The 13,127-nt window shown below is 64.7% G+C and carries 16 protein-coding genes and 1 tRNA gene; 10 read left to right on the top strand and 7 right to left on the bottom strand.

All coding sequences use genetic code 11. The features are described 5' to 3' along the window. Positions 1-6 precede the first annotated feature (6 nt). From gnd to NCS02_RS06865, 3 genes are all read right to left on the bottom strand, one after another. The gene (gene gnd, locus NCS02_RS06875) at positions 7-987 is read right to left on the bottom strand and encodes a phosphogluconate dehydrogenase (NAD(+)-dependent, decarboxylating) (protein ID WP_244808049.1); all 981 of its coding nucleotides are present in this window, start codon (positions 985-987) and stop codon (positions 7-9) included. Positions 988-992: 5 nt separating this feature from the next. Further along, positions 993-3,086: a transketolase gene (gene tkt, locus NCS02_RS06870; RefSeq protein WP_008349918.1), complete on the bottom strand. Its 2,094-nt coding sequence runs from the start codon at positions 3,084-3,086 to the stop codon at positions 993-995. Positions 3,087-3,375: 289 nt separating this feature from the next. Then, complete coding sequence (locus NCS02_RS06865; RefSeq protein ID WP_250519440.1) at positions 3,376-4,428, bottom strand: NADP(H)-dependent aldo-keto reductase; 1,053 nt, start codon at positions 4,426-4,428, stop codon at positions 3,376-3,378. Positions 4,429-4,605: 177 nt separating this feature from the next. On the opposite strand from NCS02_RS06865, the gene NCS02_RS06860 reads away from it, so the two are divergent. From NCS02_RS06860 to NCS02_RS06840, 5 genes are all read left to right on the top strand, one after another. Next, positions 4,606-6,030: an MFS transporter gene (locus NCS02_RS06860; protein WP_008349921.1), complete on the top strand. Its 1,425-nt coding sequence runs from the start codon at positions 4,606-4,608 to the stop codon at positions 6,028-6,030. A 54-nt stretch (positions 6,031-6,084) separates the two neighbouring features. After that, a complete protein-coding gene (locus NCS02_RS06855; RefSeq protein WP_008349923.1) occupies positions 6,085-6,282 on the top strand; it encodes a hypothetical protein in 198 nt (65 codons plus the stop codon). 176 nt (positions 6,283-6,458) lie between these two features. Further along, a complete protein-coding gene (locus NCS02_RS06850) occupies positions 6,459-6,848 on the top strand; it encodes a hypothetical protein (RefSeq protein ID WP_244808046.1) in 390 nt (129 codons plus the stop codon). A 4-nt stretch (positions 6,849-6,852) separates the two neighbouring features. After that, positions 6,853-7,191 carry a hypothetical protein gene (locus NCS02_RS06845; RefSeq protein ID WP_244808045.1) on the top strand — a complete coding sequence of 113 codons (339 nt, stop codon included), beginning with the start codon at positions 6,853-6,855 and terminating at the stop codon, positions 7,189-7,191. 18 nt (positions 7,192-7,209) lie between these two features. Continuing rightward, positions 7,210-7,671, top strand: a complete 462-nt coding sequence (locus tag NCS02_RS06840) for a lytic transglycosylase domain-containing protein (protein ID WP_244808044.1) — start codon at positions 7,210-7,212, stop codon at positions 7,669-7,671. A gap of 21 nt (positions 7,672-7,692) precedes the next feature. On the opposite strand, the gene NCS02_RS06835 is transcribed toward NCS02_RS06840, so the two are convergent. Next, positions 7,693-8,430, bottom strand: coding sequence for an SDR family oxidoreductase (locus NCS02_RS06835; protein WP_244808043.1), 738 nt, complete (start codon positions 8,428-8,430; stop codon positions 7,693-7,695). Between the two features lie 199 nt (positions 8,431-8,629). Between NCS02_RS06835 and NCS02_RS06830 the strand changes: the two genes are divergently transcribed. Further along, on the top strand, positions 8,630-9,655 hold the full coding sequence (locus NCS02_RS06830; RefSeq protein WP_008349933.1) for a methyltransferase: 1,026 nt from the start codon (positions 8,630-8,632) through the stop codon (positions 9,653-9,655). 25 nt (positions 9,656-9,680) lie between these two features. Here NCS02_RS06830 and NCS02_RS06825 read toward each other — a convergent pair whose 3' ends face one another. The 3 genes from NCS02_RS06825 to NCS02_RS06815 form a co-directional block, all read right to left on the bottom strand. Then, positions 9,681-9,884 (bottom strand): hypothetical protein, encoded by a 204-nt coding sequence (locus tag NCS02_RS06825; RefSeq protein ID WP_250519439.1) that lies wholly within the window; start codon positions 9,882-9,884, stop codon positions 9,681-9,683. 111 nt (positions 9,885-9,995) lie between these two features. Continuing rightward, entirely contained in the window at positions 9,996-10,391 is a 396-nt protein-coding gene (locus NCS02_RS06820) for a DUF5594 family protein (protein WP_008349935.1), read from the bottom strand. Positions 10,392-10,431: 40 nt separating this feature from the next. After that, a complete protein-coding gene (locus tag NCS02_RS06815; protein WP_008349936.1) occupies positions 10,432-10,734 on the bottom strand; it encodes a hypothetical protein in 303 nt (100 codons plus the stop codon). 180 nt (positions 10,735-10,914) lie between these two features. Between NCS02_RS06815 and dusA the strand changes: the two genes are divergently transcribed. From dusA to NCS02_RS06795, 4 genes are all read left to right on the top strand, one after another. Next, positions 10,915-11,919 (top strand): tRNA dihydrouridine(20/20a) synthase DusA, encoded by a 1,005-nt coding sequence (gene dusA / locus NCS02_RS06810; protein ID WP_244808042.1) that lies wholly within the window; start codon positions 10,915-10,917, stop codon positions 11,917-11,919. Between the two features lie 118 nt (positions 11,920-12,037). Then, a tRNA-His gene (locus tag NCS02_RS06805) sits at positions 12,038-12,113 on the top strand. A 122-nt stretch (positions 12,114-12,235) separates the two neighbouring features. Then, positions 12,236-12,481, top strand: a complete 246-nt coding sequence (locus NCS02_RS06800; protein ID WP_033535750.1) for a hypothetical protein — start codon at positions 12,236-12,238, stop codon at positions 12,479-12,481. Positions 12,482-12,590: 109 nt separating this feature from the next. Next, positions 12,591-13,016, top strand: a complete 426-nt coding sequence (locus NCS02_RS06795) for a hypothetical protein (RefSeq protein WP_008349938.1) — start codon at positions 12,591-12,593, stop codon at positions 13,014-13,016. The last annotated feature ends 111 nt before the right edge of the window (positions 13,017-13,127 follow it).

The raw sequence follows: 13,127 nt of genomic DNA, 5'->3' as shown, positions 1-13,127 counted from the left end.
AGCGCGCTACTTCACCGGAAACTCGTGATGCCCGCCGAAGCCGAAGCGCATCGCGGACAACATGCGTTCCGGGAACGATTCGGCATCGCGCGAACGGAACCGCGTGTACAGCGCCGCCGACAGCACTTGCGCCGGCACCGCTTCCTCGATTGCCGCTTCGATCGTCCATCGTCCTTCGCCGCTGTCCGCGACTTCGGTGGAATAGCGATCGAGCGAGCCGTCGCCCGCGAGCGCGCCCGCGGTCAAATCGAGCAGCCACGACGACACCACGCTGCCGCGACGCCACACTTCCGCGATATCGGCGAGATCGAGCGAGTAACGCTCGTTCTCCGGCAGTTCCGTCGAGTCCTTGCGCTCGAGCACGTGAAAGCCTTCGGCATAGGCCTGCATCAGTCCGTATTCGATGCCGTTGTGCACCATCTTGACGAAATGCCCCGACCCGACCGGCCCGCAGTGCATGTAGCCGTTCTCGACGCGTGCATCCCGCCCTTCGCGGCCCGGCGTCGCGGGAATGTCGCCGCGTCCCGGCGCGAGCGTCGCGAGAATCGGATCGATGCGGCGCACGACCGGCTCGTCGCCGCCGATCATCATGCAGTAGCCGCGCGTCAGGCCCCACACGCCGCCCGACGTGCCGACATCGACGTAATGGATGCCCTGCTCGCGCAACTGCGCGGCGCGGCGGATATCGTCCTTGTAGAAGCTGTTGCCGCCGTCGATGATCACGTCGTCCGCGCCGAGGATCTTGTGCAGATCGTTGAGCGTGTCTTCGGTGATTTTCCCCGCCGGCAGCATCAGCCAGACGACGCGCGGCGCGGTCAGTTTCGCGACGAGATCGCCGAGATCCTTCGCGCCCGTCGCGCCTTCGCTCGCGAGCGCTTCGGTGGCCTCCGGATTGTGGTCGTACACGACGCACGTATGTCCGCCGCGCATGAGCCGCCGCCCGATGTTGCCGCCCATGCGCCCCAGTCCCACGATGCCGATCTGCATGATGGTCACTCCTTCCCGTTGGATTTCACGCGTTCGATCTGCTTCTTCGCGGCGTCGTAGACCGCTTCGGGCGTGAAGCCGAACTTCGTCTTCAGCGCCTTCAATGGCGCGGATGCGCCGAACGTGTGCATGACGATCTGCGACCCGAGGCGGCCGACGTAGCGGTCCCAGCCGAGCGTCGCGGCCTGCTCGACGCACACGCGCGCATGCACGTCCGGCGGCAGCACCGATTCCTTGTACGCGAGATCCTGCTTCTCGAAGATGTCCCAAGACGGCATCGACACGACGCGCGCCGCGACGCCTTCGCTTGTCAGCTTCTCGTACGCCTCGACGCAAAGCGACACTTCGCTGCCCGTCGCGAGCAGCAGCACCTCGGGCTTCTTGCCGCCTTCGGTATCGGCGAGCACGTAGGCGCCGCGCTTCACGCCTTCGGCGGACGCGTATTTCTTGCGGTCGAACGTCGGCAGCGGCTGGCGCGTCAGCACGATGCACGACGGCTCCTTCGGATGCGTCAGCGCGACGCGCCACGCTTCTGCGACTTCGTTCGCGTCGGCGGGACGCAGCGTGCACAGGCCCGGCACGCCGCGCAGCGAGGCGAGCTGCTCGATCGGCTGATGCGTCGGACCGTCTTCGCCGACGCCGATCGAATCGTGCGTGAACACGTAGATCACCGGCACTTCCATGATCGCGGACAGGCGGATCGGCGGCTTCATGTAGTCGCTGAAAATCAGGAACGTCGATCCGTAGGGACGCAAGCCCGACAGCGCGAGGCCGTTGCAGACCGCGCCCATGCCGTGCTCGCGAATGCCGAAGTGCAGATTGCGTCCGCCGTAGCTGTCGTGCTCGAAGCTGCCCGCGCCTTCGAACTTCAGATTCGTCTTCGTCGATGGTGACAGGTCTGCCGCGCCGCCGATCAGCCAAGGCACGCGCGGCGCAATCGCATTCAGCACCTTGCCGGACGAATCGCGCGTCGCGAGGCCCTTGGCGTCCGCCTCGAAGGTCGGGATGTCCGCGTCCCAGTTGTCGGGAAGCTTGCCTTCGAGCATCTGCCACGCTTCTTTCGCGAGTTCCGGATTGGCCTTCTCGTAGGCGTCGAAGCGCTGCTTCCACTCGGCGTGCAGCTTCTTGCCGCGCGCGCCCATGCCGTCGGCGAAGTGCTGCATGACGCCGTCGGGCACGTAGAACTGCTTGTCCTCCGGCCAGCCGTAGAACTTCTTCGCGAGCTTGACCTCTTCCTCCCCGAGCGCCTCGCCGTGCGCGCTCGCGGTGTTCTGCTTGTTCGGCGCGCCCCAGCCGATGATGCTTTTCACGACGATCAGCGTCGGCTTGTCGGTGTGCGACTTCGCCTTGTTGATGGCGGCTTCGAGCGCGTCCGCGTCGTTGGCGTCGTCGACGTGCAGCGTGTGCCAGTTGTAGCCGTGAAAGCGCGCTTCCACGTCGTCGCTGTAGGCGAGCTCCGTATGGCCTTCGATGGTGATGGTGTTGCTGTCGTAGATCCAGATGAGATTCGACAGCCGCAGATGCCCCGCGAGCGACGCCGCTTCGTGCGACACGCCTTCCATCATGTCGCCGTCGCCGCACAGTGCGTAGACGCGGTAATCGAAGAGCTTGTCGTCGCCCTTGTTGAAGCGGCTCTCCTTCCAGCGCGCGGCCATCGCCATGCCCACGCTGTTGCCGAGGCCCTGGCCGAGCGGTCCGGTCGTCGTCTCGACGCCGGTCGTCATGCGGTATTCCGGATGGCCCGGCGTCTTGCTGTCGAGCTGGCGGAACTGCTTGATATCGTCGATCGACACGGCGGGCTTGCCGGTCGGCTTGCCGTCGCCGTCGAACTCCTTCACGCCGGCCAGATGCAACAGCGAGTACAGCAGCATCGACGCATGCCCGACCGACAGCACGAAGCGGTCGCGATTCGGCCATAGCGGCGCGTCGGGATCGTAACGAAGATGGTTCTGCCACAGATGGAATGCGACCGGCGCGAGCGCCATCGGCGTGCCGGGGTGGCCGGAATTGGCCTTCTGCACGGCGTCCATCGAGAGCGTGCGGATGGTGTCGATCGTGAGGCGATCGAGATCTTTGGCCTGAGGTGTTGCTTGAGACATGAGCGACGACTCCTTTGCGAAGAGCGCGCTGTGGCGAGGGGCGCCGCAGCGGGCAACCAGGACCATCGAGCAAGTGCAGTGCCTTACGAAAAGCACCGCACCGCGAATGACACGGGAGCGCGCCGCGAATCCTCGGGTGCGGGATTCGGGCGGCGTTACGGCAGAGTACGGGCCAAAAGTCAGGCCGGTATTACAGAGCGATAAACGACGGGCACGCGAACGTCAATGCTGACACATTCGCGGCAAAGGCATGCAATTCTTCGCCAAATGCTTGAGCCGGCGAAGAAAATCAGGGCGCCGGATTCGGCTGACGCTCGTGCAGCGCTTCGATTCCGGCCAGGATTTCGTCCGACAGTTCGATGTTCACGCTACCGATGTTCTCCTTCAACTGCGGCATCGACGTCGCGCCGATCAGCGTGCTCGTCGTGAACGGGCGCGTGTTGACGAACGCGAGCGCGAGTTGCGTCGGCGTGAGTCCGTGGCGTTTCGCCAGTTCGACGTACGACGTGATCGCGGCGATCGCCTGCGGCTTGCTGTAGCGCTGGAAACGCTCGAACAGCGTGATTCGTGCGCCCGCCGGACGCGCCCCGCCCTCGTACTTGCCCGACAGCCAGCCGAACGCGAGCGGCGAATACGCGAGCAGCCCGACGCCTTCCTTGTGCGTGAACTCCGACAGTCCGAGCTCGTAAGTGCGATTCACGAGGCTGTACGGATTCTGAATGCTGACGATTTTCGGCAGCCCCGCCTTTTCGGCCGCGCGCAGGAATTGCGCGACACCCCACGGCGTTTCGTTCGACACGCCCACGTGACGGATCTTGCCCGCCTTCACGAGATCGGCGAGCGCCGCGAGCGTTTCCTCGATCGGCACCGTGTATTCATCGTCGATATAGGGATAGCTGGATCGGCCGAACGTCATCGTGCTGCGATCGGGCCAATGCAGCTGATACAGATCGACGTAATCCGTTTGCAGGCGCTTCAGGCTGCCGTCGATGGCTTCGTTCAGATTCTTGCGATCGAACTGGTTGCCCGCGCCGCGGATATGCCGCGGATTGTGCGGCTGGCGCGCGGGCCCGGCGATTTTCGTCGCGAGGACGATATCGGCGCGCTTCGCCGGATGCTTCGCGAGCCACGTACCGATGTATTCCTCCGTGCGGCCCTGCGTCTCGGGGCGCGGCGGCACCGGATACATCTCGGCGGCGTCGATGAGATTCACGCCTTGGGCGAGCGCGTAATCGATCTGCTCGTGCGCTTCGCTTTCGGTGTTCTGCTCGCCCCAGGTCATGGTGCCGAGCCCGATCAGGCTGACGTCGATACCCGAATCGCCGAGTTTCCGAAACTTCATTGCTCATTCCTCTTGTTGACGAGTTGTTTGCGCGCTGTGGGGAGACCGTAGGCGCTTTGTCGGACAGGCTGCCTGGCTGATTTTCCGGCAATCGCAAAACCTACCATAGGCGCGAAAGCTCTGCTCTCGCGGCTAGAATGGCAAGCTTCCAACCCGTCAGGCAGGAGCACGCAACCGATGCCGTTAGCACGCGATCGCGAGACAAAAGGCTCGTCGCTCATCGTCATGCTCGTCGCGGCGACCTTCTTCATGGAGAACCTCGACGGCACGATCATCGCCACCGCCTTGCCGCAGATGGCGCGCTCGTTCAACGTGCATCCCGCCGACATGAGCCTCGGCATCACGGCGTATCTGCTGACGCTCGCCGTGTTCATCCCGATTTCCGGCTGGGCCGCCGACCGCTTCGGCCTGCGCACCGTGTTCGCGAGCGCGATCGCGGTGTTCACGGCCGCGTCCGTGCTGTGCGCGACGACCTCGACCTTGCCCGCGTTCGCCGCCGCGCGCGTGTTGCAGGGCATCGGCGGCGCGATGATGGTGCCCGTCGGGCGCCTGGCCGTCTTGCGCGCGACGCCCAAGGAGGGCCTGATGCGCGCCATCGCGATCATCACGTGGCCGGGTCTCGTCGCGCCGGTGATCGGCCCGCCGCTCGGCGGCTTCATCACGACGTATTCTTCGTGGCGCTGGATCTTCTATCTCAACGTGCCCCTCGGGCTGATCGGCTTGCTGCTGACGCTGCGCTACATCGGCAACGAACGCGAGGATGCGACGCGGCGCTTCGACTTGCCGGGCTTCGCGCTGTGCGGCATCGCGTGCACGACGCTGCTCTACGCGATGGAACTGATCGGACGCAGCGACGTGGACTGGCGCTTCGTCGGCGCGCTGGTGGCGGTAGGCGTCGTCGCGGGCATCGCGTCGTGGCGGCATCTGCGGCGCGCGGCGCATCCGGTCGTGGATCTGTCGGCGCTGAAGGTGAAGACCTTCGCCGTGGCGATGGGCGGCGGCTCGCTCTTTCGGATCGCGATCAGCGCCGCGCCGTTCCTGCTGCCGCTGATGTTCCAGGTCGGCTTCGGCATGAACGCGTTCGATTCGGGCCTGCTCACGCTCGCGGTGTTCGCGGGCAATCTGTCGATGAAGCTCGTCACGACGCCCGTGATGCGTCGGTTCGGCTTCCGGCCGGTGCTGATCGTAAACGGCGTGCTCGCCGCGCTCTCGCTTGCCGCGATGAGCCTGCTGACGCCCTCGACGCCCACGTTCGTGATCGTCGCCGTGCTGTTCGCGAGCGGCTTGTCGCGTTCGCTGCAGTTCACGGCGCTCAACACGCTTTCCTTCGCCGACGTGCCGAAAGCGCAGATGAGCGGCGCGTCGGCGCTATCGAGCACGCTCTTCCAGATGACGATGGGCATCGGCGTGGCGGCCGGCGCAATCGCGCTGCGCATCGGCGAATGGATCCACGGCCACGATGCCCATTCCATCGGACCGGAGGATTTCAGCGTCGCGTTTCTGATCGTCGGGTTCGTGGGGCTCGTCGGCGTCGTCGATCTGTTCGGGCTCGCGAAGGACGCCGGCGCGCTCGTTTCCGGGCATCGCAAGCCGAAGGCGTGAAGGTTTTATGACGGAAAGGCTCAAGCCTTCGCCGCGCCTGCCGTAATCCGCGGTATGAACTCGCACACGCTCGACGCCCTCTCCGCCCTGACCGAAACGGTTGCCGTCCTCCGCCACGCGCGCGGCCTGAAGAATCCGCACGATTTCCCCGACGGCACGCCCGAGCGGCAACTCACCGCCGACGCCTTCGCCGAAGATTTTCTCCGCGCCCTCGATGCCGAGCCGAGCATCGGCGCGTGGTGGCGCATCTGATCGAAGCGTCACCGCGGCAAGGTCGCGGCATCTATTACCGACGTCCGCGCGATCTGATTCCCCGAATCGGCAAATTCTGAGTCAAGTCTTCCTATTTGGCGAAACGTTTGCGCGCGGCTATCAAGTCGCGCCCGTGCGCGCCGACAACTCGCATATCGCCATGACCCAATCAGGAGATGCCAGTGAAGTGGGCAGCGTCACTTTTTGCCATCGCCGTCGCGCTCGTCGTGACCGGCTGCGCGCCGATGCCGGCCGCCAATACGGCTCAGATCGAAAAACCGGCGGCTTCCGCCGAGATCATCCGCTTCGAGATTCCCGCTGACGCGCTCGGCGCCCGCGACCCGCAACTCACGGCGATCCTCGCCAAAGCGGGCGCGCTCGCAGCCGCCCAAAAGCAGCCGACGACCATTCTCGTCACCGCGCTCGCGCAGGACTTTCCCTATCTCAATCAGGCGATCTGGAAAGGCATTCCCGCGCGACATGCAGTCAAGCTCAGTCTCGAAAACCTGACCGCCGGCGCGCGCCAGCCGTACAGCGTGTCCATCAAGCCGACGCAGGGAGGCTGACGCGATGCGCCCATTTCTCATCCTCGCGACTGCGCTGTTTTCGATGCACGCCGCCGCCGGTCCGCTCGACGTGAGCGCGCCCGCGTCCGTGCAAACGATCGCGGCGCTCGGACCTGCCGCGCAGAAGGTCTATCCGCCGCTGCCGACGCTCGCAATGCTTCCGCCTTCCAGCGGCGAAGAAGACGATGCGCCTGCCAAATCCGCGAGCAAGAAAGCGAAGAAAACGCGCCGCGTCGCCGATTGCAAATGCAACGGACCTGAGCCGCGTCTCGTGGTGTCGGACGAGTCGCGCACGTATATGAAAGACGTCGAGCGCCGCATCGACATCGCGCTCGCGCCGTAATCGAAGGAGCCACGTTCCATGTTCCGTCCGTTTTGCGCGGCGCTGGCCGCCTGCGCGCTGCTCGCCGCGCCGCTCGCGCCGCGCGCCGCTCACGCCGACGATTGCTTCGAACAGGCCGGCGCCTATCAGGGCGTCAATCCGCTTGTGCTGCGCGCGGTCGCCTGGCGCGAATCGAAAGGCGACGCCGCCGCGCTCAACCGCAACGCCAACGGCTCGATCGATATCGGCCAACTGCAGATCAATTCGATCCATTTTCCCGATCTCGCGCGTCAGGGCATTCCGCATCGCGCGCTCGCCGATCCGTGCGTCAACGTGTTCGTCGCCGCCTGGCTGCTCAAGCAGAAGATGGTGAAGCACGGCAACACATGGCGCGCGATCGGCGCGTATCACTCCGAATCGCCCAAACATCGCGACGCCTATGCGCGCAGCATCCAGCAGATTCTCGTCAACTGGGGCGAGTTGCAGCCCCAGATGCGTTGAGGGTGCAACTCGGCCATCGGCTCAAAGCTGGCTCATGCCGCCGTCGATGATGATCTCCGTGCCGACGATGAAACCCGATTCCGGCGACGCCAAATGCAGCACCGTCGCCGCCACTTCGCTCGACTTGCCGAAGCGGCCGAGCGGAATCTGGCTTTGAAGCTGCGCGGCGGCTTCATCGATGAGGCCGAGCTTGTCGTGGAGCGGCGTCGAGACCGGACCGGGACTCACGACGTTCACGCGCGCGCCGCGCGGCAGCAATTCCGCCGACAGCGTCTTTGCGAGCGACACGAGCGCCGCCTTGCTCGACGCATAGACCGATGACATCGGCATGCCGATATGCGCGTTGATCGAACCGTTCAGCACGATCGACGCGCCTTCGTTCAGCAAGGGCACGAGCGACTGGATCTGGAAGTACGGTCCTTTCACGTTGATCGCGAAGGTTTCGTCCCACGCTTTTTCGTCGATGCCCGTGAACGGCCCGAAGGTGGCGACGCCCGCGTTCGCGAAGATCGCATCGAGCCGGATGTTCGCATCGGTCAATGCTTGCGCCAGTTCGCGCGCAGCGCTTACCGTGCCCGCCACGTTGCGGATCGCGATGGCGTTCGCGCCGAGCGACTCGCGTGCCGTCGCGAGCGCGCTTTCATCGCGGCCGGTGATGACGACGCGCGCGCCTTCCGCAGCAAATGCCTGCGCTGCCGCGAGACCGATGCCGCTGTTGCCGCCAGTGATCAGAACTGTCTTGCCTTCGAAGCGTTTCATGACGTTCTCCTTGTGAACGTTGCAGGGTGTGAAGGCATTATGGTCGGACGTGCGCCCTTTTCCGTACGACGCGGCCGGCGCACTCGTTCGATATCGTCGAACGAGTTTTTGTCTGAGTGAGGCGCCCCACAGATGCGCCTTGAAGCGAACGCGATCGCCTCCTAGAGTTACGCAGTTCCTTCCCGACAGGAGGCGCATCATGCAAGACGCCCAACGCGGCGCACAGCCCAATCCCGAGCGGCTGCTGCAAATGGGGATGGCGTTCTGGGCGTCGAAGACGCTGCTTTCGGCGGTCGAACTCGGTGTGTTCACGCAACTGGCGACCGGCCCGCGAACGGCCGACGATCTCGTGCAGGCGCTGGCACTGCATCCGCGGGGCGCGCTGGATTTCCTCGATACGCTCGTCGCGCTCAACCTGCTCTCGCGCGAGGGCGGCTTCTACGCGAACGCCGACGACGCCGATTTCTTCCTGGATCGCAACAAGCCTTCATATGTCGGCGGATTGCTGGAAATGGCGAACGCGCGCCTCTATCCGTTCTGGGGTTCGCTCACGGAGGCGCTGCGCACCGGCCTGCCGCAGAACGAATCGAAGCACGGTGGCAACGTCTTCGAGACGCTCTATAGCGACCCGGCACGTCTGCGCGGCTTTCTCCAGGCGATGAGCGGCGTCAGCATGGGCGCGGCGCACGCGATCGCGCGACAGTTCCCGTGGAGCGAGTACCGCACGTTCATCGATATCGGCGCGGCGCAGGGCGCGTTGCCGGTGCAGGTGGCGCTTGCGCATCCGCATCTGACGGGCGGCGGCTTCGATCTGCCGGTGGTGGGTCCGGTCTTCGACGCGTACGTCGCCGCGCACGGACTCCAGGACCGGCTGCGCTTTTATCCCGGCGATTTCTTCAAGGAGCCGTGCCCGTCGGCGGATGTGCTCGTGATGGGGCACATCCTGCACGACTGGGATCTGCCGCAGAAGCTCGAACTGCTCGCGAAGTGTCATGCGGCGTTGCCGGCGGGCGGCGCGTTGATCGTGTACGACGCGATCATCGACGATGAGCGCCGTCAGAATGCCTTCGGGCTTCTGATGAGCCTCAACATGCTGATCGAAACGCCCGGCGGCTTCGACTACACCGGCGCGCAATGCTGCGCGTGGATGCGGCAAGCGGGATTCGCGACGGCGCGCGTCGAACCGCTCGTCGGCGCGGAGTCGATGGTGATCGCGACGAAGTGAGCGGGCCGCGCGCCTGAACGCTTCGTCAGCGGTCGTTCGACATGCCTTTCAGGCGATCGTTGCCGGCGTCGCGGGCGGCGTCGGCGGTGGAGAAATTCTCTTCGGAAACCAGCGCGCGCTTGACCTCGCGCGCCGCGAAATCGACGAGCGTGATGACCCAGACGAAACCGCCCGCCTGCTCCGCGGTCTGCACGAATGCGCGCAGATCGCGTTCATTCGACGATGCCATACCGACCTCCTCGTTCAAGTTGATGCGCCCTGCCGGCCGCGCGAGACGCGTATCGACCGGCGATGCGATGCGTCGGCTGAACGGGCGCTAACGGGCGGCAGCCGGCCGCCTTCAGGCTTCGAAATCGAGACCGCCGAAGAGCACCGACGGTTCCGCCTGCGAGCGCGTCGCGAGATCGACCTCGCGCGCGCCCTGCCACGCGTCGAGCTTCGCGCCGATGGCGTCGAGATAACGCAGGAATCGAGCCTCGCCGCCCGCGCCCATCAGCCGTTCGATCTCGTCGTCGTCCCAGGTCAGAAATACGTTCAGCGGATACGGATAAACGCGCCGATGTTCATCGCCCTGTCGCGGTGCACGTTCGGCGCTGACATGCAGACGCGTCGGCACGGCCGGGCTTTCGTAGCCGAGGATGTCGACGCGCACGCCGTGATCGACGACGCGCGTCACACGTTCCACGATGCGCGGCATGAATTCGGTTTCGAACCGGAGCGCCTGTTGCCGGTTCAACGGGCTTCTCCGCGAGCGCTCGACTGCATCAACGGCATCGTCAGACGGCGGGCAAGTCTTCGAGCGATTTCTCGATCTGACCGTCCTGCACGCGCGCTTCGATGCCGATGTGTCCGTTCGTGTAAGGCAGCGCGCTGACTTTCGGGCCGAGGAAGGCGCGGCCGCCGAGCTTGAAGAGCGTGCGGACTTCCTTGCCGCTCTTGATGGCGTCCACGACCTGCTGGACATCCACGATGGTGGTGGGCGCGGCCCAGTCGTTCGTGGCCGGATCGAAACTGCCCCAGCGCACGCTGGTCACGCGGTCGTTGACCCAGCGCACACCGTCGATCGCCAAAGTAGCCATGTCTGCCTCCGATGCCGTCGTTGGGGTGATCTCGAAATCCTAGCATTGTTGGACGAAGGCGGCTGACGTTTGCGCGGGCGAAACGCTCAGCCGGCGCGAACAAACTGCCGCGCTGCGGTAAAATCGCGGATTCCCCTTGAAATTCAAGCGGTTCGCATGAAGGTGCGGCCGCCGTCGCCCATGTCAGCCGTATCGAAGATCAGTCCCCGCCGCGTCTCCGTCGCTCCTATGATGGATTGGACCGACCGCCATTGCCGGTCCCTGCATCGGCTGGTATCGCGTCATACGTGGCTCTACACGGAGATGGTGACGACGGGCGCGCTGCTCTACGGCGATGTCGCGCGGCATCTCGCGTTCACACCCGCCGAAGCGCCCGTTGCGCTGCAGCTCGGCGGCAGCGAGCCGGCCGATCTCGCGAAAAGCGCGAAGCTCGGCGAGCAATGGGGCTACGACGAGATCAACCTGAATTGCGGCTGCCCTTCCGAGCGCGTGCAGCGCGGCGCGTTCGGCGCTTGTCTGATGAAGGAGCCGCAGCTCGTCGCGGATTGCGTGAAAGCGATGCGCGACGCGGTGTCGATTCCGGTAACGGTCAAGCATCGCATCGGCGTCGACACCGTCGAGGAATATGAGTTCGTGCGCGATTTCGTCGGCACGATCGCCGATGCCGGCTGCGAAGTGTTCATCGTGCACGCGCGCAACGCGATCCTCAAAGGCTTGAGCCCGAAGGAGAATCGCGAGATTCCGCCGCTCAAGTACGAATATGCGTATCGGTTGAAGCGCGACTTTCCGCAACTTGAGATTTCGATCAACGGCGGCATCAAGACGCTCGATGAAGTCGAGGAGCATCTCAAGCACGTCGACGGCGTGATGCTCGGGCGCGAGGCTTATCACAATCCGTACGTGCTCGCCGGCGTCGACACGCGCTTTTACGGTGCGAATACGCCGGTTCCGTCGCGCGAAGAAATCGAGGCGGGACTCATCGACTATGCACGCGGCGAACTGACGCGCGGCACGTATCTCGGCGCGGTGACGCGGCATGCGCTCGGGCTGTATCGCGGCGTGGCCGGCGCGCGCGGATGGCGTCGCGTACTGTCCGACAATCGCCGTCTCGCGAAGGGCGATCTGACGATTTTCGATGAAGCGCGGGCTCACCTACGCGAGGCGGTGGAAGCGCTCGATGCATGATGCGTGGCCGTCGGAAAAAGATGCTAAAAGGGACTAGGCAAGCGCAATCATTGTTCGTATAATCTCGCTTCTTGATTGCTGCAGCGGTTTTGAAGCAGTCGAGATCGCGGTAACAGTGGTGGCTGTAGCTCAGTTGGTAGAGTCCAGGATTGTGATTCCTGTCGTCGTGGGTTCGAGTCCCATCAGCCACCCCACCGAGAATTCATGCAAAAAGCCCAGTCGAATGACTGGGCTTTTTGCTTTGCGGCTTCTGATTCGGACGGCCCTCGGGCACGCGCCGTGCACATCGAAAGTCTCCCCTTGGCGGAGACTCATCATGTCCCGACATCACCTCGCAACAGCCGCCCTTCTCCTCGCCACGACCTTCGCGACCCAAGCCCAGACCGCGCGCCCCGACGAGAGTGCCTCAATGGTCAAGCCGCCGGGCGCACCCGGCGCGCCGTCCGCGAGCGCCACCCGCCCCGACAATCCCGACAACATGCCGGTGAAGCGCCCGAATCCGCCGCAGAACAGCGATCGCATGCTGCATCACAGCCCCGCGAGCGACGCGATCGCGAAATAACCCGCAACGGCCCCGAACCCGCGCTGGAAGCACGCGCGACGCCACTATAATGGCGCTCGTCACGATAATCGGAGCCTACCGCGTGCTCATGCTCCAAGCGGTCTAGCCAATGCAAAAAGTCATTCTGCCGTTCGTTTCCGGTTTTCTCGCCGCACTCTTTTTTCGCGAATCGACCCTGGCGCTGTTGCACGCAGCGGGTCTCGTCGATCCGGCCGGCTTTTCCACCGCACCGTTTGTTCCGCTCGGCATCCCGGAATTCATCGCGAATGCGCTGTGGAGTTCGATCTTCGGCGTGCTGATGGCGTGGCTGCTGCGCGTCGCGCCCGAGCGCAGCGCGCCCTGGATCGGCGCACTCGTGTTCGGCGGCATCGTGCTGACGGCCGTCGGCGTATTCGTCATCGATCCGGCCCGCGGCATCTGGCCGAGCGGCAACATGCTGCCGCGTCTCGCGCCGAACTTCATCGCCAATGCGATCTGGGGCTGGGGCGCGCTCGTCTTCATGCGCGCGTTCATGGCGGGTCACGAGCCGCACTGACCCGCCGCCGGAAACGAAAGCGGCCCGCGCGGGCTAATGCCGTTCAGTTAAGGTCTTTTCTTAGATAGCGAACGGTGTACCGTTTAGGGCGGGATTTGACGACCCGGTCGC

Origin of the sequence: Caballeronia sp. NCF2 (assembly GCF_023631205.1) — a bacterium.
Classification (GTDB): Bacteria; Pseudomonadota; Gammaproteobacteria; order Burkholderiales; family Burkholderiaceae; genus Caballeronia; species Caballeronia zhejiangensis.
The sequence above is the reverse complement of the archived record's forward strand: the minus strand, read 5'-3'. Positions and strand labels throughout refer to the sequence as shown.